Annotated in this window: 20 protein-coding genes and 1 pseudogene; 10 read left to right on the plus strand and 11 right to left on the minus strand. The window is 50.1% G+C overall.

Translation table 11 applies throughout. The features are described from left to right. Positions 1 to 11 precede the first annotated feature (11 nt). The 6 genes from U5L07_16050 to U5L07_16075 form a co-directional block, all read right to left on the minus strand. Complete coding sequence (locus U5L07_16050; GenBank protein MDZ7833261.1) at positions 12 to 692, minus strand: tetratricopeptide repeat protein; 681 nt, start codon at positions 690 to 692, stop codon at positions 12 to 14. A gap of 273 nt (positions 693 to 965) precedes the next feature. After that, a complete protein-coding gene (locus tag U5L07_16055; GenBank protein ID MDZ7833262.1) occupies positions 966 to 1,958 on the minus strand; it encodes an adenosine kinase in 993 nt (330 codons plus the stop codon). A 155-nt stretch (positions 1,959 to 2,113) separates the two neighbouring features. Continuing rightward, entirely contained in the window at positions 2,114 to 2,575 is a 462-nt protein-coding gene (locus U5L07_16060; protein ID MDZ7833263.1) for an SH3 domain-containing protein, read from the minus strand. Between the two features lie 303 nt (positions 2,576 to 2,878). Continuing rightward, on the minus strand, positions 2,879 to 4,069 hold the full coding sequence (locus tag U5L07_16065) for a hypothetical protein (protein ID MDZ7833264.1): 1,191 nt from the start codon (positions 4,067 to 4,069) through the stop codon (positions 2,879 to 2,881). A gap of 9 nt (positions 4,070 to 4,078) precedes the next feature. Then, complete coding sequence (locus U5L07_16070; GenBank protein MDZ7833265.1) at positions 4,079 to 4,933, minus strand: MoxR family ATPase; 855 nt, start codon at positions 4,931 to 4,933, stop codon at positions 4,079 to 4,081. Between the two features lie 269 nt (positions 4,934 to 5,202). After that, positions 5,203 to 6,279 carry a hypothetical protein gene (locus U5L07_16075; GenBank protein ID MDZ7833266.1) on the minus strand — a complete coding sequence of 359 codons (1,077 nt, stop codon included), beginning with the start codon at positions 6,277 to 6,279 and terminating at the stop codon, positions 5,203 to 5,205. Positions 6,280 to 6,650: 371 nt separating this feature from the next. Between U5L07_16075 and U5L07_16080 the strand changes: the two genes are divergently transcribed. Next, complete coding sequence (locus U5L07_16080) at positions 6,651 to 6,842, plus strand: twin-arginine translocase TatA/TatE family subunit (protein MDZ7833267.1); 192 nt, start codon at positions 6,651 to 6,653, stop codon at positions 6,840 to 6,842. 235 nt (positions 6,843 to 7,077) lie between these two features. Here U5L07_16080 and U5L07_16085 read toward each other — a convergent pair whose 3' ends face one another. Continuing rightward, positions 7,078 to 7,545: a single-stranded DNA-binding protein gene (locus tag U5L07_16085; GenBank protein MDZ7833268.1), complete on the minus strand. Its 468-nt coding sequence runs from the start codon at positions 7,543 to 7,545 to the stop codon at positions 7,078 to 7,080. Positions 7,546 to 8,369: 824 nt separating this feature from the next. Here U5L07_16085 and U5L07_16090 point away from each other — a divergent pair. Beyond that, the gene (locus U5L07_16090) at positions 8,370 to 9,716 is read left to right on the plus strand and encodes a putative DNA binding domain-containing protein (protein ID MDZ7833269.1); all 1,347 of its coding nucleotides are present in this window, start codon (positions 8,370 to 8,372) and stop codon (positions 9,714 to 9,716) included. A 477-nt stretch (positions 9,717 to 10,193) separates the two neighbouring features. On the opposite strand, the gene U5L07_16095 is transcribed toward U5L07_16090, so the two are convergent. Then, a complete protein-coding gene (locus tag U5L07_16095; protein ID MDZ7833270.1) occupies positions 10,194 to 10,439 on the minus strand; it encodes a DUF2442 domain-containing protein in 246 nt (81 codons plus the stop codon). A 439-nt stretch (positions 10,440 to 10,878) separates the two neighbouring features. Between U5L07_16095 and U5L07_16100 the strand changes: the two genes are divergently transcribed. The 8 genes from U5L07_16100 (at position 10,879) to U5L07_16135 (ending at position 19,304) form a co-directional block, all read left to right on the plus strand. Then, positions 10,879 to 11,025: a DUF433 domain-containing protein gene (locus U5L07_16100; GenBank protein ID MDZ7833271.1), complete on the plus strand. Its 147-nt coding sequence runs from the start codon at positions 10,879 to 10,881 to the stop codon at positions 11,023 to 11,025. Positions 11,026 to 11,358: 333 nt separating this feature from the next. Beyond that, the gene (locus U5L07_16105) at positions 11,359 to 11,856 is read left to right on the plus strand and encodes a GspH/FimT family protein (protein ID MDZ7833272.1); all 498 of its coding nucleotides are present in this window, start codon (positions 11,359 to 11,361) and stop codon (positions 11,854 to 11,856) included. Then, positions 11,847 to 12,554, plus strand: coding sequence for a prepilin-type N-terminal cleavage/methylation domain-containing protein (locus tag U5L07_16110; protein ID MDZ7833273.1), 708 nt, complete (start codon positions 11,847 to 11,849; stop codon positions 12,552 to 12,554). The genes U5L07_16105 and U5L07_16110 overlap by 10 nt, the downstream gene beginning before the upstream one ends. A gap of 67 nt (positions 12,555 to 12,621) precedes the next feature. Then, positions 12,622 to 13,206 carry a type II secretion system protein gene (locus U5L07_16115; GenBank protein MDZ7833274.1) on the plus strand — a complete coding sequence of 195 codons (585 nt, stop codon included), beginning with the start codon at positions 12,622 to 12,624 and terminating at the stop codon, positions 13,204 to 13,206. Positions 13,207 to 13,276: 70 nt separating this feature from the next. Then, positions 13,277 to 13,771, plus strand: coding sequence for a pilus assembly PilX N-terminal domain-containing protein (locus U5L07_16120; protein MDZ7833275.1), 495 nt, complete (start codon positions 13,277 to 13,279; stop codon positions 13,769 to 13,771). 117 nt (positions 13,772 to 13,888) lie between these two features. Beyond that, on the plus strand, positions 13,889 to 18,298 hold the full coding sequence (locus U5L07_16125; protein MDZ7833276.1) for a PilC/PilY family type IV pilus protein: 4,410 nt from the start codon (positions 13,889 to 13,891) through the stop codon (positions 18,296 to 18,298). A 49-nt stretch (positions 18,299 to 18,347) separates the two neighbouring features. Further along, the gene (locus U5L07_16130; protein ID MDZ7833277.1) at positions 18,348 to 18,710 is read left to right on the plus strand and encodes a hypothetical protein; all 363 of its coding nucleotides are present in this window, start codon (positions 18,348 to 18,350) and stop codon (positions 18,708 to 18,710) included. A 51-nt stretch (positions 18,711 to 18,761) separates the two neighbouring features. Continuing rightward, positions 18,762 to 19,304 carry a DUF4124 domain-containing protein gene (locus U5L07_16135; protein MDZ7833278.1) on the plus strand — a complete coding sequence of 181 codons (543 nt, stop codon included), beginning with the start codon at positions 18,762 to 18,764 and terminating at the stop codon, positions 19,302 to 19,304. Between the two features lie 302 nt (positions 19,305 to 19,606). Here the strand turns inward: U5L07_16135 and U5L07_16140 are convergent. The 3 genes and pseudogenes from U5L07_16140 to pilQ form a co-directional block, all read right to left on the minus strand. Further along, positions 19,607 to 19,733: pseudogene (locus tag U5L07_16140) on the minus strand (single-stranded DNA-binding protein). A 420-nt stretch (positions 19,734 to 20,153) separates the two neighbouring features. Further along, a complete protein-coding gene (locus U5L07_16145) occupies positions 20,154 to 24,368 on the minus strand; it encodes an Ig-like domain-containing protein (protein ID MDZ7833279.1) in 4,215 nt (1,404 codons plus the stop codon). A 24-nt stretch (positions 24,369 to 24,392) separates the two neighbouring features. After that, positions 24,393 to 26,777, minus strand: a complete 2,385-nt coding sequence (gene pilQ, locus U5L07_16150) for a type IV pilus secretin PilQ (GenBank protein MDZ7833280.1) — start codon at positions 26,775 to 26,777, stop codon at positions 24,393 to 24,395. Positions 26,778 to 26,791 lie beyond the last annotated feature (14 nt).

Below are 26,791 nucleotides of genomic sequence, written 5' to 3' on the forward strand. Positions count from 1 at the left end.
TTTCTGGGAGGTCAGCCCGCCAGTTTTTCCCTGGCCAGCTGATAATACATGGAATCCGGATAATCAGAGACGATCCGGTCATAGACCTCGCGCTGTTTTTCCGGTTTGCCCATTTTCCCGTAAATCCGCCCCAGGTTAAAAAGCGCCTGATCCTTCATTACAGCGGACTTGTCCGTAACAATCCGGTTAAAATACGTGGCTGCCTCCTCATAGGCATTTTTGCTTTCGTAGGCATAGGCCAGACCGTTTAGGATAAAGCTTTTGATCTCGCCGTCATCATAGGCATCCAGGGCTTTTTTATACATTTCAACAGCCTTGTCATAGTCGCCGGTCTGATAGCAAAGATCCGCATATTTTATTAAAGCCGCCCGTCCAGCGGCTGTAGAGCCATATTTATTGATCACTTCCTCGAATTTGGGCTTTATTTCGGCAAACCGGGCCGCGGCCTCGCCGCTCTGGGCGGCGGCCTCTGCCTGGGACAGGGCCGTTCCCAAAAGGGCCTGGGCCTTTTCCTCGGCGCGTTTCTGAAAATAAATCATACCGGAAACCACCACCGCCGCCAGCACCACGGCGCTTACGGCAACAACGATGGCGGTTTGATTGGCCTTTACGAACTCCAGAATCCGCTTGGCATAGACCTCGATTTTATCCGGCTGGGGATGGGGGGTTTCCTTATTGTTATCTTCTGCCATTTTATCTCCAAATTTTTGGTATATTTCTAATTTATCGGCAATGCGAACAATTGCCTCATTAAAGCTGTATTTTTTGGTCGGCACGGTGACCGACCCTACAAACCGTGCGCCGGCCGAGCCTGTGTAGGGCAGGCCACTGTGCCTTTTTATTTAAACATAGCGGGTGGTCGGCACGGTGACCGACCCTACAAACGGTGCGCCAGCCGAGCCTGTGTAGGGCAGGCCACCGTGCCTGCCTGAAATTTACCGCCTGTCTAAATTACCCCATTGATATTAGAGCAACCGGCGAATGCGGCCCCAGCCGTCTTCCGGGATGTTGGCGCCGACCACCTGGCAGACCTCGGCGCCGCAGGCTGAGGCGAACTCACCGCTTTTTTGAATGCTGTAGCCATTCACCAAGCCGAATAAAAATCCGGCCGCCCAAAGATCCCCGGCGCCGGTGGAATCCACGGCATGGGGGCAAGCCATGGGCTCAATACGAATCTGCTCGCCCTGGTAATGCACAAAACTTCCCCGGCCGCCGACTTTTAATACCGCGATTTCCACATTTCTGGATAAATCCGAAAGGGCTTTGGCTTCATCGGTCTCACCGGTAAACGCCCGGGCCTCGTCCTCATTGGCAATTAAAATATCAATATAGTCTTCGATAATCTGATCGAGAAAATCCCTGGATGCCTCCACCACATTAAAACTGGCAAGATCCAGGCTTACCCGCACGCCCTCGGCTTTGGCCGCTTTGATGGTGGCCAGCATCAGTTCCCGGTTAAACAACAGATACCCCTCGACATGCACAATCGCCGCCTGGTCAAAGCAGTCCGGGGTTATTTCCGAGGGATGCAGTTCCGCGGCCGCACCCAGATAGGTAAACATGGAGCGCTGGGCGTCCGGGGTGATAATTGATAACACCCGACCGGTGGGCAGATCCGAGGGAAACAGCACCGGTTCCACATGGTTTTTCTTAAGATCCTGGTGAAACATATCACCCAGGCTGTCCTCGCCCAGTTTTCCAACAAACCGGGCTTTGCCGCCCATCATGCCGACGCCGATGGCGGTATTGCAGGCCGATCCACCCGGAACGATGGTCGGCGGCTCTTTGGTCTTTTCCACCAACTGATCGATATAATCGCTTTCCACCAGGTTCATGCCGCCTTTCTCAACACCCAGGTCCTGCATAAATTCGTCGTTCTCCCGGGCCAGCATATCCACCAGGGCGGAGCCCACGCATACAATTACCTGCTTGTCCGTCTGAAACGATAATCCGCTCATAAATTTTCCTTTTTATCCTATTTGACTGCCAGTGTAGCCATTATACCAAAAAGATTTCCCGTCGCATGCGCTCCCCGAAATGACAGGCACCACCCTACACCCTAAACCTTATACCTTATACCTTATACCCTACACCCTACACCCTACACCTTATCTCACCACACCAGTTTCTGATGAATCCAGCCCGTATCCCCATCCGCATGCTTGATCTGTATCCAGTCGCCGTCACGGCGCATCACCTTGAAGGGCACGCCTTTTTGCGCCTGAAACCGAAGGTCGTGATCCGTTCCCGGACCGGACCGGATATTGCACAGCCCGGTTTTCGTGATCACCGTATCAATGTTTCGCACGAGATTTTTATGTATCCAGGCCTTGGTGCCTTCATAATCCTTAAAATAAATCCAATCACCGGATTGGTCGCGATCAAGCACCTCAATGGGCGTGTATTTTTCCGTTTTCCATAAAATCTCGTAGTCCTGCCCGGGGCCGGAGCGGATATTGGCCACAGATACGCTCACTGCCATTCGTTCGCCGGCAGCCGCGAGCATTGCAAAAAGCAAAACAAAAACAAACACCCATCCGATGGTTTTAATTTGAGATTTAAGCCGCTGATTCATAAACTGCTCCTGACGAGGAAGTTATTGTAAGGCTCGGCCCCCGACTGCAGACCCAGGGGGATACTTCTAAGTAACTTATCGGGTTTTAGGTTTTGGGTATTAGGCATTAGGTTAATGAAATCAAGAATTTATGGTCGGCACGGTGGCCGACCCTACGATGAATCGGATTTTTCCCCATTCGTAGGGCGGGCCACCGTGCCCGCCTGAAAAATAGATAGAACAAATTTACCGTGCCTCAGTGCCTCAGGACCTCAGTGCCTCAGGACCTCAGTGCCTTAGTGCCTCAATGCCTTATCACCCATCCTATGCGGCCATCAACTGGGTGACCGCGCCCTCCAGTCCGTCGATGGACAATTCATACATGGGAAAAATCTGCCGGATCATCATGATGGTCCGGGTATACGGCCACATCCGCTCGGATACGGGATTGAGCCAGACATTGCGGGGGAACGTCTCTGACAGTAATCTCAGCCGCTCGATACTCGGCAGACCGCTTCGCTCCGTCGCATAAATGGAGCCGTCCCGGGCCATCACCTCGTAGGGCGCCATGCTGGCATCGCCTACCATGATCAACCGGGTCTCCGGATCTTTACGGGCAAACTCATCCACCCGGACCGGTTTCTTGTACCGGCTGGGATCCTCCCACACCGTGTCATAGACCGTGTTGTGGAAAAAGTAGGTTTTCAAATCCTTGAACTGGCTTTTGGCGTAATTGAAAAGCGTCTGCACCACCGGCACGTAAGGGTCCATGGACCAGCCGCCGTTATCGATCATCAGGATCACCTTGAGCCGGTCCCGCAGGCTGCGGTCAAACACGATTTCAATTTCGCCCGCATTCTTCATGGTCTGGTAGATGCTCTCATCAACGTTGACCTCGTCCTTGGGCCCTGACGGCACCAGATTGCGGAGTCGCTTCAAGGCCTCGCCCATGGAGGCATGGGTGAGAGGGCCGGACCGGGAATAATCCTTGTAGCGCCGTTCATTGGCAACTTTTACCGCGGATTTGTTCCGGGACTCGCCGCCCACGCGCATGCCCTCCGGATGATAGCCAGAGTGGCCCACCGGCGAGGTGCCGCCGGTGCCGATCCATCGGTTGCCCCCGTCATGCCGCTCGGTCTGCTCCTTTAGCCGCTCCTTGAAATACTCGAGCAGCTCCTCGGGCGAATACTTTTCCAGGGTTTCCGGATCCACGCCGAATGCCTCGGCGATTTCCTTGGGATTTTTCAGCCATTCATCCAAAAGGGCCCTGGCCATGTTATCCAGCTCCAGCCCCTCCACGTCCGGCAGCTCCGCGCCCTCGAAATAATGGGCAAAAAGCTGGTCAAACAGATCAAAATGCCGCTCGGATTTTACCAGAATGGCCCGCGAGGCGGTGTAGAAATCCTCAAGCGAGCTGATCAGTCCCATGCGAAGCGCCTTGCACAGGGTCAAAAACGCCGTGGGTGTGGCGGGGATCCCGGCCTCGCGCAGTTTATAAAAAAAATCGACGAACATTTTATAAATTTAAAACAGTTTGCGACGGTTGATATAATTGCCGGCGTTTACGTAATCCTGGCTTTTCTTAAACAAAACGCCCAGATAGGGGATATCCCCCTTGGCGAGCTGCTTTGGCTTGAAATCCGGGTCCATCTGAAGCGCCCGGATCCAGTTGATCAGCTCCCGGGTCGCGGGTTTTTTCTCCACCGTGTCGATCTCGCGGAGTTTGTAGAACGTGGCAACGGCGTTTTCCATGACCTCATTGTCCAGATTGGGAAAATGGACACCGATAATTTTCCGCATCATCTTGGGGTCCGGAAACGCGATGTGATGGAAGTTGCACCGCCCCAAAAACGGATCAGACAGATCTTTTTTCGCGTTTGAGGTAATGACGATCACCGGCCGGTGCTTGGCCCGGATGGTCTTGTCGATCTCGATGATGTCATACTCCATCTGATCCAGCACATCGAGCATGTCATCCTGAAAATCCGTATCCGCCTTGTCAATCTCATCGATTAAGAGCACTGTGCGGGTATCTGCCGCAAACGCCTGCCCGATTTTGCCCATCTTGATATAATCCTCGATCCGGCTCACATCCCGGCTGGAATCCCCGAAGCGGCTGTCGTTTAGCCGGGTGAGGGTATCGTACTGGTAGAGGGCCTCCACCAGCTTCATGTTGGATTTGACGTTTAAAATGATCAGCGGCATTTGCAGGGCCTCGGCGATTGCATGGGCCAGCATGGTCTTGCCGGTGCCCGGCTCGCCCTTTAAAAGCAGCGGCATCTCAAGGGCCATTGAAATGTTTACGATTTTGGCCAGTTCCTCGTCCAGCACATACTTGCTTGCGCCGCTAAACTGATTGGCCTGTCTGTTTTTACTCATAAGACTCCCCGTTTATTATACAATCAAATTTATTTTAATGCGTATTAATTCAATTCAACAAGCTATACGATATAGAAAAAGCCCACGCTACTGTCATTTCGAGCGGCAGCGAGAAATCTTTCAAACGAGATTCCTCGTCGCTCGCGCTCCTCGGAATGACAGTAAATAATGCCAAGATTTTGTAGGGCCGGCCACCGTGCCGACCTTACTATTTTGCCATCCCTTCCCGTATTTTTGTAGGGTCGGCCACCGTGCCGACCTTACATGTTTCAGCCTTCCATATACGCCCGTATCCTCTCTGACAAATCCCGCGTCAACTCCAACACCCGCGTGGCATCGGGAAGCGATAGCGACCCCGTGCCGCAGCTTGGGGTAATAAGCGATTTTTCAAAAATGGTCGACCGATCCAGCCCGAGGGCTTCGGTGCGTTTAACCTCATCCTCCCACAATTCAGCCAGGGAAGAAACCGATTCTTTGGCGATGGTTTCCCCGTCACCGGTGGGCACAATGCCCCAGGCCAGGATCCCGCCGTCTGTGATAAACTTTTTTACCTGATCCGCATACAGGATGAATTTGTCAAAAAAGGAATACGCGTCAAAGCTTGCGATATCCGCCGGGGAGTCCAGCACAATGGACCACTCCGAGTTCGCACACACATGAATGCCGGCAAGCCCGCCTTCGGCATGGATGGCGGAAATCACCTCCGCCAGGCACTGATCCACATCCTCGCGGGATACGCTGATAAACGCGGATGAACCGAATCCGGCAAGCCCGGGTTCATCCAGAAAAATAATCACCGGCAACCCGTATTTTTTGAGCTGATTGACCTGCCAGCGCGCCTTCATGGCAATCAGCTTGACCGCGGCATCCCGGAGCTGGTCATCATAGAAAATCGCCCGGCCGGCATCATCCACCACGCCGGTGGCAAAAGTAAACGGTCCGGTGACCTGGCCTTTTACCGCTGCCGGCGGCTCCGGCCGGCTGTCCAGATATCGCAGAAACTCAAAAAAACCGGGCGCTGTGTTATCGGTCAGGGCAAACCGGGAATCTGAAATATCAAGGGTTCCCCCCTCGACCGCCATATAATCCTCAAAAAACGCCAAAAGCGCCTGGTCAAAATCTTCATCCGCGGTATTGATATAGGTTTTCTCCCCGTCCCTGGCGACTGCCGGCATGCCCGGCAGAAACTGGGCCATCATGCCCTCTGCGGAAAAATGGGGGAGCTGGATCCATAAGGGAATTTCCGGTGTATATTCGCCCATCAACTGCACCGCCGCCGGATGCTCATCCATGGGCAGACTGCCGATCAGCGCCGGCTTTGCGTTTGGTTTAAACTCGGTTTTCATATAAAACGTTTTTCCTTTGCAACCAAATATTAAAAAAGTCAAAGTTCCCAAACTGTCATTTCGAGGAGCGCCAGCGACGAGAAATCTTTAAAATCATGCAATTGAAAGATTTGTCGCTCACGCTCGAAATGACAGTTTAGCTCATGTGACCACTTTAATAAAATTAATGGTGACGATATGATAGAACTCATGATCAAAAGATATTAATCTTACAATTCTTTTAAAGCCTTGACAAGATTTTTGTATTTTTAAAAATTTTCAATGATTGGAATGAATTGACAGAATCTTAGGAATGCCCTAAGATAAACCCAACAAAAAAGAATGGACCCGCTCCTTAAAAAATGGCGGGCAGATAAACGGAGGAGAAATCCATGTTTGGCATTGGCATGCCTGAGCTCATTATTATTCTGGTGATCATTCTCATTATTTTCGGGGCCGGCAAACTGCCTGAAATCGGCTCCGGCATCGGCAAAGGCATCAAAAACTTCAAAAAAGCAACATCCGAGGAAGACAGCGAACCGGAAAAGCTTGAAAACAAAAAAGAGGACCAGGATAAATCCTGATCCCCGCCCATAACAGCCCGCAAAGTTGATTCTATCCCCTAAATTGAGCGATTTTTAAGTTTGGAACGTGCAATTTAGGTATCAGTTAACTAAAGCGTCCCGCCTGTCATTTCGAGGCGCGAAAGCGCCGAGAAATCTTTAATAACCCACAGGCCAATATCCTTTTATCTCCTTCTCCCTATGGGAGAAGGCCGGGATGAGGGTAAAAATGGCTTAAGTTAATCACGCGAAACCTTTAAAACGGAATATCATCATCAAATTCATTGCCGCCCCCGCCGGATGATGCAGGCTGCTGCGGCTGCGGCTGCGACGTTGCGCCGGCATCATAGGAGGGCGCCGAATTATCCGCATACTGGGACTGGGCCGCATTTTTAGATTCCAGCATCTGCATGTCATTGGCCACAACTTCCGTGATATACTTGGTCACCCCGTCCTGCTCATAGGAGCGGGACTGGAGACGGCCCTCGATATAGACAAGCCGGCCCTTGGACAGATATTGACTGCAGATTTCAGCAAGCCGGCCGAATATCACCACCCGGTGCCAGTCCGTGCGCTCCTTTTTTTCGCCGGAGTCCCTGTCCGACCACTGCTGGCTGGTAGCCATGGAAAAATTCCCCACCGCCCGGCCTTCTTGCGTATAGCGGATTTCCGGGTCTTTGCCGAGCCGCCCGATTAACATCACCTTGTTCAGCGATCCTGCCATTGCCTGCTCCTTTTCCTGTTTGTCTCAATTTCCCGGTTTGATCCCACAGGGGATCCCCACGCAAACGCCGCAATCACCATTCTCCGGCAATTGCGGAGTGCCTTGCGTAATTAATACTATTTAATATGGCATATGTCAAAACAGTTATCAGGGCAAATTTGTTCTGTCTTTTCTTAGGCAGGCACGGTGGCCTGCCCTACGATTACCTGCATCGTAGGGTCGGCCACCGTGCCGACTCCGTGGAGTTCCTGACTGAGGTCGTCATCACCCTCTGTCCCGTCAGCGAATCGAAGGTGCACAACATAATCGTGTACGTATTCAGCTTCTATGACTTTCGGAATCATAATTATTACTCCAATGGATCAATTTTCTTAGTGAGGATGACCGGACTGAATCAAATTCCGGTCTTGATGTCAACTGTGATCTGATATTCGCCATACACCGCATGAAAGTGAGGCGGTGAATGGTCCCGTGAATTGGCCATGTACTTTGTAATTGACGGGAGGTTGTACTTTGTTTAGCTTAGGTGAATGACCATCATGTATGAAAACCCGGCCCACGATTGGCGGCTGAAATGACGCAAAACTCAAGCTGTACGCCTGTTAAAATTCCTTTTAAAAAATCGGAACTTAAAATTGAAACTGGCGCAAAAAATGCCTAAGCTAATTGGTCAATTACCCGGGAAAAAGACGAAAATTTCTCCGTTTATGCGCCTAACGAGTTTAAATAGCTGAAAAAATCCTGTTTTTGGATATATATGATGATATTTAAGTGGGTTGCGTGGGGCCAGTCCCAAGCCCGCGAAAAATGAGGGCGGTTAAATTATGAATACAGAAAATTTGATAAAGAGCCCTGAAGGTCGCAACCTGGAGTTTAAAAGAGAAGTTTCCAGGAAATTAGATAATATATTGCGTACTGTCATCGCTTTTAGCAATAGCGCAGGCGGAGAAATAATTATAGGCATTGATGATGACAGAAATATTGTCGGTATTGATCATGATCCTTTTGAGCTTGAAGAACGTCTGGCCAATTCTATCTACGACAAGATCTCTCCAATTCCCGGTGTTTTTTTTCAGACGATCACATACAAGCAACACATTCTATTTAAAATCAAGGTATTTCCCGGCCCGAATAAGCCTTATTATTTGAGGTCCAAGGGGCCGGAAAAGGGCGCTTATGTCCGAGTCGGCTCGACAAACAGAGTCGCTGATCAATGGATTTTAGCGGATCTACGCAGGCAAGCGCACAACCGCTGTCTGGATGAGGAGGTGGATGTCCGTTTCGACTGTCAGGTATTTTCCACTCAGGTCCTGTCTAGGTATATGAATTGGAGGGAAATCAAGGCTAAGGTCAGTGTGGACTATTTGGTAAAAGAAAACTTGGCAGTGCGCTATAACGGGAGTTGTCACCCTACAATTGGCGGGCTTTTGCTTTTTTGTGATTTGCTCCCGGATCCTTATGAATATGCTGGTTTCGCTGTGGCCATATACCGTGGCAATAGCAGGTCTGGCCTTGTCCATTCTCAATACATAACCTGCGGCCTTCTGGATGCCCCCCAGATGGTTATGGAAGCTGTTGACGCCTATCTTGGCAACAGGGTTGAGATCAGCGGCCTGCGCAGGGATGAAAATTCGGATATACCCATTGTTGCTTTGCGGGAGTCTATTGTAAATGCGATTTGCCATAGGGATTACGCCATGCAAGGATCTCAATGCAAGGTAGAGGTTTTTACTGATCGCGTAGAGATCATTAGTCCGGGTACTTTGCCTGTGGGAATTTCTCTGTCTGACCTTGGTTTGGGGACTTCTGAAATCCGCAACAGACAGATCGTTAAGATTTTTCGCAAGGCTGGATATATAGAGCAGCTTGGAACGGGCATCATTCGAATGCGTGACGCCTGTAGTAGAGCCGGGCTTATCGAACCCCAATTTCTGGAGATCGGCAATTATTTTAAAGTCATTTTTTACAAGCGCCATACTGCTTTGCCACATGAACTCAAAACAATATATGATCTACTTACTGACAAGGGCCGTCTGGCCAGCAGTCAAATTGCTAACCATTTGAATATCCATCAAAATACCGCTATTAAGCGGTTGAATAAATTGATAGGTATGGACTTGGTGACCAAAAAGGGCCGGGGAAGTGATGTGAGATATGAAGTTCAAGTGTGAGCTCGTGTGAGGATGTGAGAAATCGTGTGAGGCAAAAATTCGGGGGACACCATGCAGAAAATTCCATGAATCTGGGGTCGGACCAAAATAACACCTCGAAATAAATAGAAAAGATTCATGAAAAGGGCTGTTATTTGAGCTAAATCAAACTTTTGGGGTATAAAACTGACAGTTTAAAAAATTGTTATCTCCGGGCACCCTTAGAGGGCTCATTTCAATATCAAAAATCAGCTCCCAATACTAAAATCAGCATGAAATAACAAATCAAGAACAATGATATCAATAAGTTGTGCTGGTCCGACCCGTTTAAAAATTCAGGGCAAATTTGTTCTGTCTTTTCTTAGGCCGCTTAGGCAGGCACGGTGGCCTGCCCTACGCTTACCTGCATCGTAGGGTCGGCCACCGTGCCGACTATCTGTCCGTTAACAGGGCCGTGGTTATGGGCTGTGCGGTTAAAACAAATTGGCCGTGACAGGATTATGCGGTAATTTTTATCTTTTCGTAGAGGAACTCGGGCGCGATATCGGCACCATTTGGCCAGCACAGAGTCCGAAACTCCGGATGTACTCTGACTTTTGCGAATGTTTCACGATTCTTGAGGGGTTCAAATATTTCTCCGTAGAGTTCCTGACTGAGGTCGACATCACCCTCTGTCCCGTCAGCGAATCGAAGGTGCACAACATAATCGTCTACGTATTCAGCTTCTATGACTTTCGGAATCATAATTATTACTCCAATGGATCAATTTTCTTAGGAGGATGACCGGACTGAATCAAATTCCAGTCTTGATGTCAACTGTGATCTGGTATTCTGATATTTTACGTTAATTTGGCCCTAATTTCCAGGCCATGGTTTTCGTAAACGGCGTTTCCTGGGGTGAGAACCCCGGCGCCGGGGTTATCCAGGCGGTCCGTATGAAGAAAAACGCGGGCGAGAAGATTTTGAAATTCCTGGCGGATGCAGCGGTTATGGATCGCCTGATCAACGAAAACCAGGTCGTCTGCCGCTACGCTACCATAGAGATTTGAACCTCTGCGCCTCTGCGTCTTGGCGCGAGAATGATAGCTGTTGCTAAATACCGGATCGTTTTATTTGCATCTCTTCACCGGCCCTGATACATTTAAAAAAGCCAAAATGATGAAAGCGGGGAGGTTTTTTTACGATGAAAACAGAAACATTGCTTGACCGAATAACGATTCATTCGGAAATAATGCTTGGAAAACCAACAATTCGAGGGATGAGAATCACGGTTGAACAGTTTTCTTGTGGATGTCGGTGTAGGCAGGCGCGTCGAAAAATTTTTATCTGAAGCCGGCTAAGATACGAAAGCTGTGTGCAAAATTGTTCCGCGTTTAGGCGGATGAAACCATTATTCGAACTGCCGGAAGATCGTTGATTGATTTGTTTCCTGCCCTTAATTTTTTTTAATGTGCTATTAAATTTTTTAATACTTTTGACCTTCCTTTTTTCTTTCTGTTTAAAAAGTGCTTGATTGTAGTATTTCCAATTTTTTAAATTAATCAATAATTTCAAACATTTAAGTTGTTTTATGTGAATGCGGGAGGTAAAATCTGTTTAATTGGTGCAGGAATTGCATTCAAAAAATATATAAAAGCTAAATAAACCCTATCAAGGAGTCGTAATGGGTAAAAAATATGGATTTACATTAATCGAATTGATGGTCGCAATTGCGATAATTGCCATTTTATCATCTATTGCTGTGCCCAACTATATTAGCTACAGGAACAATCAGCAAGTTACCAGAGCCGCCAGGCAGGTCTATTCCACCCTCCAGTCCGCCAAAATGACCGCAATCAAAGATAATGCGACGGTATTTATTGACTTTGTCAATGGCAGTGGTTCTGCCGGAACGTTCAGAGTATTTGAAGATCTCGATGACAACGACACGTTTGATGCCGGAACGGATGATGTAATCCAGGAAGGTCAGATGCCGCCCGGCGTCACAATGGCGGATGCCGGGTTTAGCGGCGATACTCAGGCTGTTTTCAATTCCATGGGGATAGCCCGAAAGCCGGACGGGTCTTTGAATTTTGGCTCTGTTGAGGTCAAAAACAACATTCGGTGCAGTGAAATTCGAGTCAGCGCCACCGGAAGTATAAGGATAGCGAAATGTCAATAATTCAGAAATTGAAACGACCAGCGGATAACAAGGGGTTCACTCTAATAGAGCTTCTGATCGCAATGGCGGTGGCTTCCATTATGATGACCCTGATTGTCGGGGCATACTGGACCCAGACGCGGATCAGCCGCGAACAGCAGATGATGATTGACATGCAGCAGAACATGCGCCTTGCCATGAATTTTTTAAAGTGGGATTTAATGATGGCTGGCTACGGCCTGGATAATGATGACACATTTGAAACCGCAGATGCAGGTGGGCTGGAATTCTCCTATGTGGCAGATCGTGACGGTATTGATAACAACAACGATGGCACGACCGATGAGGGCGATGAAACCGAAACCGTTTTTTATGAACTCTATGATGCCCATGGCGACGGGGACAGCGATCTCCGCCGGGAGCTCAGGGACGGCCCGGGGGTTGTGCCAGACCCAAGAGGCCAGGCCATTGCATTAGATATTGAAGAGCTTGAATTTTTTTATACCCTGGCGGATGGCACTCAGACAAGCACTCCTGCGAATCTTGAAGATATCCGGGCGGTGGGTATCTCGTTTATAGCCCGCACGGCGCATGAAACCGGCTCCAGAGGCAATCAAACTTACACCTCATTTTCGGGCACTGACTGGAGTTATAACGATGGGTTCCAACGTCAAATTATTACCGGCAGGGTCCAATGCCGGAATATGATCGAGGATTAAGGCAGCGGCCGGAAACCCATACGGATTAAAAAATAATTGGCAACCCAAAACTCAAAGAGCAAACCATATGAAACCAATGAAACAGCAAGTAAAAGAAGCAGATAAAAATCAGGCAGCCGGGTTTACACTTGTTGAAGTCATGCTTGTCATCGCCATTTTTTCAATCGCCATCATGGGCACCATGAGCCTGCAAACCGGCACGATTAATAAAAACGCCGTTGCACGTAAAAGTACCCTGGCCACGGAGTATGCCGCAGATACCATGGAACTGTTGATGCGGGTTGGCGGCGGCTCTGATGACCGTTTCAATATTGATGATGACGGGGATGGCACGATAGATAATGATGATGAATCCGAGCTACTAAACGATGGCATAGACAATGACGGCGATAGCACGAAAGATGAGGCGGATGAGGGGGAGTGGCACCGGCTGGATGAGTTTGCCGAGGGCACGGATTACACCCGTGGCGATAATGATAATATCCCGGAACATGATTATTTTAGCGGTATATTCAATCTCACCTGGGATATCACGGATGTGGATTTAGATGGGGATGGCCCTGATGATGCCAAACAGATTGATATCACCGTTACATGGGAAAACGGGGGGCGGGAGCTTCACCTCACAGGATTTCGCACAAGCGTACTCTAAACAAATAAGGTCAAAGGATTAATTAATGATAGAGCCGATTCTCCCAGTCAACAATCAAAGGGGATCTTTGATGTTCATTGTGCTTTTAATAATGGTGACCCTGACGATTGCCGGGCTCATGGCCACAGAGGATACCATTACGGAAAACTGGGTGGCCCGCAACTACGCCATAAGTAAGCAGAACCTGTATATGGCCGAAGGGGCAGCCAAACAGGCGGCGCAGCGCCTTGACCTGCTCAGCGGCATCGCAGATTTTGACGATCTGATGGGTCAAACCAACGACTTGCCATGGGTCAACAAAACAGATACGGATAACACCCATTTTGAAAGTTCGGATAACTGGCCCGACGACCCCTCTGACGATTCTACCGAATCAATGGTTTTAGACAGTTCATCGAATGTCCATGCGAATGCATCTTATGCGGTGGATTTTGACCCGCCGGTGGTGATTTCCGGCGAAGATGCCGATATCGACTATGCTGTTTATGGTCTGGCGGAATCGAATAGTGACCAGGGCGAGGCGCTTGTGGAGGTTGGTTTCAGAAAGCGGGTCCGGGCGCCCTGAATGATATTTTAAAGAAACGGCAAACAGGGATAGATTGACAATTGCCCATGCGGACAAACTCTTTGTCGGTTTCCATATATTTGCCGAAACATGCTAAAAAAAGAAAGGCAGGACAATATGTATTATCCAGGTAGATATAAAAACAGGGTAGGCATTATTGCGGCCGCTGCGCTTTTGGCCTTTGTTTTGATCGCCAGCCCTTTGCCTGCAAATGGCGAATGTGTGTTTAATTATCTGGCAGATATTCCGCTCGATACCCAGGAGCAGGCGGCGCCGGGCATTATCATGTTTCTGCTCGACGATTCCGGCTCCATGGATTGGTCCATTATGATGGATGAGTCAGATGGCGGAGACGGCAATGGGTTATATCATGGCTATGGGTATGTATTTGATGATCCAGGTGATATGTATTCCTCTAGTTGGCCTCCCCTTCCGGACAGCCGCAGAATGGAATGGGTGACCCAGTGGTCGGAAACCAATAAAATGTATTACAACCCGGGCTCTGAATACAAGCCGTGGCCCCGGTGGAATGATTTGGCCGAGACGGATACTCCGGATTGGAATGACCCTTTGCCCGCTACCACGCCCTATGACATGGACCCGAACAATCCCCGGTCTTTGCCTACGTCCAGTGCCCATACGCTTAATATGGACGCCACCTATTTTGATTTCGGCGAAACCCTCTCCACGCAGCAGATTCTGGATGCCGGCGGGGTGATCGTGGACAATGAAGACGCCACTGTTACCGACCCTACAGAAACAATTATCGACAACTGCGATCCGGGGTTTTCCAAATCTACGAATGGTGGCAATTGGGTTGAGAACGGGAACGGTTACGACGGGGGTTGTAATCCAACCTCCTGGGTCGCTGGCAACGATTGGGAGGGCGTTTCTTACACGGCCACCTGGCAAGCAGCAGTGGATCCAAATGCCGAATACGAAGTATATGCCATGTGGAGTGCTTATGATGAGCGGGGAACCCAGATTCCTTATACCATCAATCATTCCAATGGGCAGACAACAATTTACGTCAACCAGGAAGATTATGCCGGACAAAACGACTGGCAGCAACTGGGCAATGACACATATACATTTGACTCGGGCACAGCCACGATCAAGATTGACAATTATGAGGTGACAGAAGCCGGCAGCGGTTCTTCTTCGGACGAAGTCAGCGCGGATGCCATTAAGCTTGTATGCGTTTCGAATTGCGGTGATGCCTGCGGATTTAACGCGACCGGCCCCTGGGATGATTCCACCGCCGCGGATGATCAGCGCTACGGGCCTGATTATCTCTGGACCCCCGATGTTGAAAGTTATACAGCGACCTGGACGGCCTGCGGCCTTGATTCATCCATGGATTATGATGTTTATGTTTGGTGGGTGGCATTTGACAGCCGCTCCACGTCCGTTCAGTATTCCGTTGACCATGACGGCGGGACCGCCACCAAAAATTTTGATCAGGAGCAAAACGGCGGTCGGTGGATGGAGCTGGCCACGGAATTGTCATTCAGTTCCGAGACCGGTGTGGTAACCCTGGATCATTATGTGCCGGATGCAAATAATGATCGGGCTTCAGCCGATGCGGTCGCCTTTATGCCCTCAAGCGGCCCCTCGCCCATTAACCTGGTGCGCGCCCATTATTATGTGAAATCCGAATCCGAAGACAAAATGTATTTGGTGAACCTCGACGGCGAGATCGAATACTGGCGGGTCAACGACGATAATGACAACATGGAAGTCGATACCGTCGAGGAACTGGAACGGGTGAACAACCCGCCGGCCGATATCGTCACCGGCCGCACTTATGACGAAGAACGGGTCAACTTTGCCAATTGGTATTCGTTTTACCGCAAGCGCGAGCTGACCGCCAAAAATGCCGTGGGCAACGTGATCGATGATATACAAGGGGTTTATATCGGCATGCTGGGAATTAACGGTCAGGTTGAACAATCGGCGCTGCCGGTCAATGTGACATTGAACGATACGCTTTACGACCAGAGTGATTCTTTAATGGGACAGATCTATGCTTATGATTCAGGCGGCGGAACCCCGCTTAGAAATGGATTGGAGGATATCGGGCAATACCTTGACGGCACCGATTATGGTGCGAATCTCAGGCCGGATTCAATCTCGACTGAGCCGGATTATATCAGTAATTTTATGTCTGAGGACAGCTATCCGTTTTTTCTTGCAGATAAAGGCGGGGAGTGCCAGCAGGCGTTTTGTATCGCCATGACCGACGGCTACTGGAACGGCGGCGATCCCGGTGTCGGCAACGAGGACGGCAATGGAGACACCGAATTTGACGGCGGAAAGTTTGCCGACAGTTATAGCGATACCCTGGCGGATGTGGCCATGCGCTATTATGAGGATGATCTGAATGAAATCCTTGCGGATTATGTGCCCAAGAATACCGCCAACAGTGATGATGCCACGCATCAACACATGGTGACCTATTCGGTATCATTCGGTGTCAGCGGGACCATCGATCGGGAAAGCTATCCAAATTGTCCGGTTGAGGATTGCCCCGCCTGGTCGAATCCTTATGATTCCGATAAGAAAAAGATTGATGATCTCTACCATGCAGCGATAAACGGCCGCGGCAAGTATATCAACGCCGGCAATCCGGAAGAACTTCTTGATGCCTTAGAGCGGCTGAAAAGTGATATAGAATCCCGGCTCGGGTCGGCTGCAGCCGTTGCCACCAACTCCATTCAGCGGCAGGCGGGCAGCAAAATTTACCAGGGGACCTATCACACGGACAACTGGTACGGTGATGTGGTTTCAATGGATGTCAATCGGACTACCGGGGCCATCGAAACTGGCGGAGACAACTGGTCTGCCAGTTCCAAGCTGGATGAAGTCGATCATGGGGATCGGGTTATTTTTACCTATGACGGCTCGAGCGGAATGGCGTTTACCAGCGGCAATGCCGATAATATCGGGCTGTCAGGAGATTTGATCGATTATCTGCGCGGTGATACCTCCAACAACCAGCAAAACGGCGGATCATACCGGGTAAGAAGCGGCAAGCTGGGCGATGTGGTTCACTCCGCGCCGCATTTGTTTGACGGGGTGATCTATATCGGGGCAAACGATGGGATGATGCATGCATTTGATGCGGAAACGGGTGACGAGCTGTTTGCCTATGTGCCCAAGATCGTATTAGATGCAGGCAATCTTCCTGATTATGCAAATCCCGGTTATAGCCATAAATTCTATGTCGATAATACGCCCTATGGCCGAAAGACGGACAGCGCCTCCCTACTCGTCGGCGGGCTGCGCAAGGGCGGCAAAGGCTATTTCTGCCTGGATGTGAGCGCGCTGAGTGATCCGCCGGTTGAAGGGGATGCAAGCGGAGCGGTCAAATGGGAATATACCGCTGACAGTGATGATGATTTGGGCTATTCCTACAGCCGGGCGTTTATTGCCAAGACCAAAGCCGAAGACTGGGTGGTGGTTTTCGGTAACGGCTATGGCAGTGTGAATGAAGAGGCAGTGCTCTATGTTCTGGATGCTGATAACGGGACCGTCATCAAGAAATTTCATACCGGCGCAACCGGCTGCAACGGCCTGTCCACACCTGCGGTGGCTGATGTAGATGCTGACGGTTATGTCGATTATGCTTACGCCGGTGACCTTCAGGGCAATCTATGGAAGTTTAGCCTAAAGGGGGATAACGTCTCTGATTGGGGGTTCGCCTATTCAGACGGCGGCACCGCCAAGCCTTTAATTCAGGTCAAAAACGGGGACGGCGGCCAGCCAATTACCGTTCAGCCGGACTTGACGAGCATGGCCTGCGATGCCAGCCAGGATGGGTTTTTTGTGGTATTTGGCACCGGCCAGTACATCGGTGCAACGGATTTTGAGGACACAACCCAACAGTCCTTTTACGGGGTGTGGGACTGGCAGGATAACTGGCCCGAGGGAGAGCGGGCGGACAAATACCTTGGCGAATTTACAGCCACCGACACCGCCCCCGTGTTGACAAACGCCCCGGGTGCTGCGGACAATCTGACTCTGCTTGAGCAAACGGCTTCAGATGCCGGCGATGGATGGCGGGAGTTTACCGATAATTCCATTGACTATTTCGTGCCGCCGGGCGGTGATGATGATACAGAGACGGATCATGCCGGCTGGTATTTCAACCTGAATGATGAGGGGGCGCGTGTTATCCGTGATCCGGACATCCGAATGGGTACAGGGGATGATGTGGGAATTGTGACATTTATTTCTTCGATACCTTCAGAATCGCCTTGTGCCGCAGGCGGGAATTCCTGGCTATATCAGGTCAGCCTTTGCAGTGGGAGTAAGACCGACAGGGCGCAATTTGATACGAACGCAGATGAAGAGATCAATGCGGAGGATGATGCCAGCAAAACCGGAAAATCATTTGACCAAATGCTTTATACGCCGATTCAACTCGAGGATCGTTTGTATATTAATGACTCAACAGGCAATATCAACCCGGTGCTGATTCCGTATTCCGGTGAAGGGGTTTTGTATTGGCGTTGGATTCGATAAGGTTTTGCACGAGACAATGAAGCAATTAAAATAAAGGAGATATATATCCATGGGCAGGATAAACCTTACTAATAGAATAAAACATGGCGTGATGATGCTTTTTGTGGTTTTGGGGATGGTTTTTGTGGCTCCGGTGGCCGCCGATGAAGGGGGGGAAGGTGTCAGAGAAATCCGGCCGCCGGCAGGTTTTGATGCAGGCGAAGTCGATATCTCCAGCGCGGTCAAAAAACATTTCGACCTTACCGGTAAAGTTAATTATAAAACTGATGACCGGGTGGTTATATCGGATGGCAACTTTAAGATCGCTGAGGACGCCAAAATTTCATCCGTAAGCCAGGGCGCTTACGTCGGCGTCAAGTTAAATGATCGTGGCGAAATCGTCGAGTTAAAACGCCTGCAATCGCCACGGTAGACAGACAACTGCAGATTCAGGATGGAATGAGGAGCGATAAAGATGAGGGTGATGCGATTTCAGATTGTACTTTATGCGGTTTTGGTATGTATTTTGTTTCCGGGCGTTACCTTGTCTGAATACTATCAGTACACGGACAAAGACGGGAATCTTCATTTTACAGATGATAAAGCACAGGTTCCTGAAAGTCAGCGGGGTGAGATAGATAAATTTGAATCCATTGAAAAAAAACCAACCCCGTCCAGTATAAATGCACGGAAGCGTTCTTCCGGATCAGGCGACCGGGCAACAGCCCCTGATCCAAACACATGGGACGGCGGCTTACAGATGCGTGCTGAGCAGCTAGATGCCGAAAAAGAGGCGCTTGACAAAAAGTTTGAGGCGCTTCAAAAAGAAAAGGCCGAGCTTCTGGGACGACAGTCCACTGAAAATATGGATGCCGACTCCCGGGGTGCGCACAAAGCCCGTATCCAGGAGCTAAACGAACGGATTAAGCAATATGAAAGATCCTGCGAAGAATTTCAGGAAAAAGTGAACCAGTTAAATGCAAGGATTCAACAAAAACCGGAGCCGAATTCTTCCGAGCGGGAGTAAAGCCTGAATTTCGCTCAATCGATTTTTAACAGTCGGAATACCGCTAATTACCCGGCCTCTGGTTTAGAAAAAGATTGGATTCTCTTTCCGACAAATCCGTCTTGCAGATGAGGAGGAATATCATCATCAAATTCATTGCCGCCCCCGCCGGATGATGCGGAAGACTGCTGCTGCGGCTGCGAAGTTGCACCGGCATCATAGGCGGGCGCGGCATTATCCGCATACTGGGACTGGGCCGCATTTTAGATTCCAGCATCTGCATATTCATTGGCCACAACACTTGGTCACCCCCCGTCCTGCTCATAGGAGCGGGACTGGAGACGGCCCTCGATATAGACAAGCCGGCCCTTGGACAGATATTGACTGCATGCAGATTTCAGCAAGCCGGCCGAATATCACCACCCGGTGCCAGTCCGTGCGCTCCTTTTTTGGGACTTAAAAATCACAAACGCATAGCACCAAATTTCAATAGGGCTAAACCAACCCCGGGCCTCTCCGGGATCTTTCCCGTTATTGATTATCTTCCGGATCTTTCTTTTTATTGCCTGGCACCTGACAGGCATCGCGCATTCAGGTGTTCACCCCGAGGCGAGGCAGTATCCAGAACTGAAGGGCGATCCAGACAACAATGATCAACAGCGGAATCAACAGGGTGCTCATATCTTCTCTCACATCTTTTTTTTATTTATAACGATTAAAAGGAAAAATGACGATTAAAAGGAAAAATGTCAAAAGCCGCAGTTAGAATCAAATAGGGCGTCTGAAAATTTTTCAAACGCCCTATTTGATAGATAATGTAATTATATTCCTAAATCATATCCCCCTAAGTCCGATAACCGTCAAATTGCATCATGGAGTCACCTCAGCACAAGGAAGCACATTAAATGGAGATTCAGGAAAGGCATTGGCGATATCTTCCTTTTCGTCCGTGGCAATCGGCAGCCATTTGCGAGACTTAGTCGTATTTTCCGTTCCAAAAACCGTAGCCGTTGCGGTAATCTGTGCTTGAATCCATACAGCGTATTCCTTTTGATATCTCAAGGTAAAGCTTGCCACCCCGTTTTCATCGGTTTCCACATTAGACGGTATGGAACCGGCGGAGGATTGGCCCGGCGTAAGCATGCCATTGTTGAGCCCGGGCACTTGGTCACCAGCGCTATACCCGTCAAAATACGCGGGTAAATCAGAATCCCCCACATTATAACCATCCGTTTGATCCTCACTCAAAGGCGGATCATCATCAAGAAAGGAGTTGCCATTTAAATCTTCATTGACAAATATAAAGAGATCACTACCATCGCAGGGGTTCTCATAGGAGACCACCCATTCATCACCAGATTTAATCCATTCACCGGTCCTAAACAATGACGGCCTCAGCCCCAAAGAAACCTGTTTGCCAACCACCGGGTTTCCGTTAGTGTCTGCAACCAAGACAGATACGGGGAGCAAATACTGGGTATTATCCTCATTGGATTCAATTTGGGTTGCAAATCCGATGGATATATTGGCGGCATCCTCCCGGATCACAATGGGAACGTCATCCGATCTTGTCGTATCTGTCGGGTGAGCCGGGGTTGCAACCGTAGCGGTGACAAGAACCGCGTCATCCGATTCACTTCCGGTACCCTTGGAGCCGGAAGTGAAGGTGGTTTCCGCGATGCCGCTTGGATCGGTTGTTACTGTCGCCTGAGACAGGTATTCTCCACCCCCCGTGGTATTGTCCAAAGAAAAATAAACCGTAGCGTCCCCAACAGGTGAATTGTTTTCATCAAAAACCGCCGCCGTAATGGTGATACTGTATTCCGTGTCGCCGGTACTCGGCAGTATGTTGGCCTGTGAGGCTTCTACGCTTATATCATAGGCTTTATCCGCCGGATTATAGAAAGATACTTGAACGGTATCCGAAGGATCAAGATCAGACTGCTCATATACCTCGACAGTGGCCACGCCGGGGTCGTCTGCGATAAGCTCTCTGGTGACATCCTGACCCGCTGTTGTTAATGTCTCAGAAGTCGTACTTGAGCCAGTCCCAGCCCACCGTCCAAATGAAGTATAAAACTCCACCGTTTCACCGGCACTCAACCCGCCCGCATGAACCGTAACCTCAACCGGTGTTGACCCGTCAGCTATGGCAAAAGAAAAATCTTCCGCAGGAGCAGTAATCTCGAAAATATCCGCTGCAGCCCCAATCTGGTAAGTTCCGGTGGCAGAGGCGCCTAAACTATCCACGGCATCAGCTACAATTACTGCGTTGCCGGCAATTGCTCCGGCTTGCAGCTCAAGATATATTTTCCCACTCAAGTCCGTCTGGAACGTATCTGGAAGAGAAGGTGAAAAACTGAGATCTGCCGGCGGGGTCGTCGAGGCATCAAGACTTACATTGATATCAGCATCAAAAATGGGGGTATCATCGCCATCAAGCGCCTGGATGACAATTTCCTGCGTATCGCCCGTACTAACTTGTGCGCTGGCCGGCGTAATGGTAAGCTCGGTGCCTTGCAGGTTAATCGGTATTGATGCCACCTCCTCATCAACAGTAGCGGTTATCGTTACGGTACTGTTTTTCTTATCCGGCCCCGAGCTTAAATCAATCGTCGCCTGTCCATTTTCATCCGTTTTTACGTTTGCAGAGCTGATTTGACCGCCATCTGTACTAAAATTAACGGTTGTCCCTTCTATGGATACCCGGTTTTCATCAAGCACGGTGGCTGTGATGGTTGCTTTGTCTGTCCCGTTTGTCTTTATCGATGTCTTTGAGGTGGATAGCGACAGAAACGCAGCGGTTGGTACCACTACGCCTTCTCCCTCAAACACCACATTAATTGACTGGGAAACCCCGCCAGAATACGCTGTGACCGTGGCTGTTCCAGCATCTTCACTAGAGATAAGCGCCACCACCACGGTTCCCGAATCATCTATCGTTTTCTGTGCAATGGTTTTAGCGCCTGATGTAGAGAACTGTCCCCGGTTGGTTTCAAATAAAACGCTCGTTCCCCTGGGCATAGGGGCTCCCGAATTATCAAATAATGTCGCCGTAATTGCGACCGAACTTTTTCCGTCCGCCGGTATAGACTCCGCACCTGACGATAACGAAATCGACCCAACAGATTCGCTTCCTCTGTCCACGGTAATCCAGGTGCTGCTTACCACAGTCTGATTTCTGTCCGCTACGACTTGAACCTTATCCGTTCTTACCAAATCACCCGCCGTATAATCAACCATGGCCTGCCCATTGACATCGGTGACAGCGCTTGGCGCAGAGAGACTTGCTGCGCTGTTGTTTTGTATCAGACTGAAATTGAGTTGTTCACCCGCTATCGGATTACCAATTCGATCCCTGAGTGTACCCACAATGGAGCTTTTGCCGCCAGGCGGCACGGACGATGGAATCGCCTGCACGGTAATCGATTCAGGAGGGCCGCCAACAAATTCCACTTCAACCTGATCTTTAAACCCGCTGGCGTCAGCGGTCACAATGGCGGCTCCGATCGTTTTCCCGGCTTTAAGGGTTACCTCAGCCACCCCATCAGAACTTGTCGTGGCCGTTGTCGTGGTCAATGATCCCAGGGTCGTCTCGAAGTCAACTTCAATTCCCGGGGCGGGACTGCCGTTTTTATTCAAGACCGTAGCCCGGATTTTCGTGAGGGATTTGCCGTTTGCCACCACCGCGGAGGCGCCGGCATCGAGAGAAATAGATCCAACCACCGTGGCTTCTTCATCAACTTCCACAACCACAGAATTGGATGTGCCATTGCTGGTTTCAACCGTTATTTCAAGATCGCTGGTTCCATAGACAGCTGCCAAATCAATGCGGACAATGCCCTGTTCATCCGTCACCTGTTCGGCGGTGTCTAAAATCTCACTGCTGCCGACTTCCCGGACGCTAAAGGTCAGTCGTTCATTATTTAAGCGGTTATTGTTTGCGTCCAGCGGAGCTGCGGAAATTTGGAAGCTGTCACCGGGATTAACCGTTTCCGGACTGGCATACACCAGAATCGATTGAGCCGCGCCGGACACAAAGGCGACATCCACTTCGCTGAAAAAGCCGTCAGCCTCCGCCCTGACAGTCGCCGTTCCGGTCGTGGTAGATGAGCGGAGCGAGACTTCGGCCATTCCGTTCGCATTGGTGGTGCTGCTTGTTGTTGTCAGCGTGCCGGCCGTGGTTTGGAAATTGACAATTTTGCCGGAAGCCGGATTCCCATCGATATCCGTCACGGTTGCCCGGATGGCAACCTCTGTAATGCCGTCTGCTAAAATTGAACCGGCACCGGCGACAACCGTAATGTTATCGACCACGGTGGCATCCGGGTCCACTATCAGCGTGGCGCTCCCTGATACCCCATTGGTTTCGGCTGTCGCTTTAAGCAAGTCTTCACCGGAGCCGCTGCCGGCGATGTAATTGACCTCAGCCTCCCCATTTACGTTTGTGGTCGCGGTAAGTGTCTGAAATTCGCCCCCGCTGTCGCTCGACTGAACCGAAAAAATAATCGTCTCATCGGCCGCCGGTTCATCATTAACATTTTTCACCATTGCCGTGACACTGGTGGTGCCGTTTGGATTAAGGGTGCTCGGCGCAATGCTGAGGTCAATCGTGACCGGCGGCAGGGATTTAATAAGCTCGATCTCGAGCTTTTGGGTAATGCTGTTGGAAGTAACAATAATTTCGGCGGTTCCCGCCGTCGTGCCCGTCGACAGCTGAGCGATGAATGTACCGCTATCATCAACCGTATCAACCTTGTAAACCTGTTCACCATTTCTGAAGTGCCCGAGATTGGTATGAAATGTCAACTCGGTATTTTGATCCACGGACTGTCCAACCGAATCAGTTAATGAGGCCGTGATGGAAGTAGACGAAAATCCATCCGCCGGCAGAGTGGCGCTACCGGATGTCAAGGCAATGGAGGCCGTTTCACCGGGACCAGTCCCGCCCCCCGGGCTTCCGGATTCGCCGCACCCGACTAATAATAATGCCAGCAGGCTGACAAGCAGCACCTGAACGGTTATCTTGGCATATTGGGCTTTCATAAATGGTATCCTTTCAAAACTTCGGTTTGGAATATTCAAGAATTTTATTCTTAGTAGTGTTATTTATTCGGTTTGGGCCTGGGCGAGACCCCTTTGCTCCAGTTGCACAATATTGGGGGTCATAAAAATCAAAAGCTCCCGTTTGACGACCTCATCCTGCTTGGCGCTAAACAGCCAGCCGATTCCTGGGATATCCTTTAATATGGGCAGACCGGCTTGGGCATTACTCTCGGTTCGCTTCACAATACCGCCAATGACAATGGTCTGGCCGTTGTCGATCAGCAGTTCGGTCTGGGCATTGTTCGTGGATATCGCCGGCTCTCCAGAGGCGGTAATTTCCTGAATATCATCTTTTTGAAGGTCTATTTCCAGGGAAACGCGCTCATCCGGCGTGATGTGAGGGGTCACTTTAAGGGTTAAATTAATCTCTTTGAACTCTGTCTGCACCTCATCCTCTTCTACATTCTGATAAGGCCATTCAACCCCCTGGGTAATTGTGGCCTCTTTATTGTCCAGGGTCACAATCTTTGGCGTTGAAATAATTTTTAACACCTGCTCGGTTTCCATGGCCCGAAGGGTGGCATCCAGTAAAAACGGAGTCCCCATGCTCGGCAATCGTTCAAAGGAAAAATTAAACAAGCTTGGACTCTCTGTTCCGCCTTCCGCGCCGCCGCCGATAAAGGGCGTATTAACAACCGAATTATATGAGTAGTTGCCGCCCAGATCCGATCGGTAAACATCTTCGCTCTGTGCGCCCCAGGTAACCCCGACCTTTCGGCTGAAGTTGTCATTTGCCTCAACAATGCGGGCTTCAATAATCACCTGCGGCGTGACCTTGTCGATTTCAGTGATGATTTCTTTGGCCTTGCGGATCTTGGCCTGGGTATCTGTAATAATGAGCTGGTTGTTGCGCGAATCCACGGTAACACTGCCCCGCTCTTTTGAAAGCGCATCTTTGACATGGGGCAGCACCTCATTCTGGGCATTGGCGTAGCTGATCTCGATGTATTCGGTGACCAGCGGTTCCAGCTGTTTCTGCTGCTCTTTTCGTTTTTGGATTGCTTCGATTTTCTGGCGCCTGGCTTCTTCCTCCGCCCTTAACGTACCCTTTGTGGCAATGCGGATGATCTCGCCCTTTTCCACTTTATCCAGCCCGTTCATCTGCAAGACCAGATCAAGCACCTGGTCCCAGGGCACGGGTTTTTGAAAGGAGAGGGTCACTGAACCTTGTACATTGGGATCAATGGCGAAATTTTTACCGCTCACCTGCTGGAGGATCCGGAATACGTTTTTGATATTGGTTTCAAAAAAATCCAGTGCGATTTTCTCCCCGGTATACTCCTTATCCTCACCGAGCAAATCCGCATAGGGGTTTTCCGGTTCGGCGGGCATAGCTGAAGGTTTTTTGCCTGAAACGGTTGTTGGGGTTTCCGGGGACAGAGAGTTCTCCAAAACGTTTTGCCAGGATGGCAGATTGGCCGCTTCAAACGGTCTGGGACCGATTGAAGAGGCTTCAAAATGAATGGCCAGCAGCCCGTTTGACTTGACCGGCCGGTAAGGGACCTGTTCCCGGAGTTCGATCAATATTTCAGTCACATTGTCCGCTTCGGCGCTTTTTGCAGGAATCACCCGGTCCACGGCACTGTCAAACCGGGTGGTAATTAAAGGCCGCCCCTGGTGATATTCAGGCAGCCGGCTGTTGTTTAACTTCAATTTCAGCAGGCGAGGCCTGATCTTTTCAATCTGATAGGCTACCGGCTTGCTCGTCTCCACGCTGATCACCGACTTCCCGGATTCTTCGGCTGAAAAATCGATCCGCTGGACCAGGGCCGGCTCAGTGCTGTCAGCGCGATCCGGCTCCGGCGCTTCAGTTTTTTTCGATGCGCCAGATGATTGATATCCGGCCGAGTCCCTGTCGTCTTCTTCGAATGAAGCTGCGCTTTCAGCGGCCATCGCCTCTTCCGAAGATCCGGCCGGGGCCTCTTGCCCGGACGGGGCGGCAGATGAAGCCTCGGCCCGAAAAACCACTTGCAGCGACGTTCCGTCTTTCTCGACCTTATAGGGCAAATCTTTCAGCAGTGCGATTTCAATCCGCGCATTTTTTTGGTTTTCCGCCATCGAAGGTTTTACCGAGCTAACAATGTCATTGTCAGGGAGTTCCACGGGGGGAACATCTTTTAGATGGGTGTTCGGAAAATAAAGAATCACGGAAAGGGGGTCGCGGCGTTTAATCGCCGTATAATCCAATTCATCGCTGGCATTGACTGAAATCCCCATTCCGCCATGGATCGATTTGGCCTGGACATCCGAAATGGCAAGGGGCTCAGGCGAGGCCGCTTCGGGCTTTTCTTCCTTTACCGACTTTGCCGCGCAGGCGAGCATGGCGGTCGCTAAAACCCCCAACAGTAACACCTTTCCAATATTGAGAAAGTACCTTCGATTAAGCATGTTTACGTTCTCCA

This window comes from Desulfobacterales bacterium (genome assembly GCA_034520365.1).
Taxonomy (GTDB): Bacteria; Desulfobacterota; Desulfobacteria; order Desulfobacterales; family Desulfosalsimonadaceae; genus M55B175.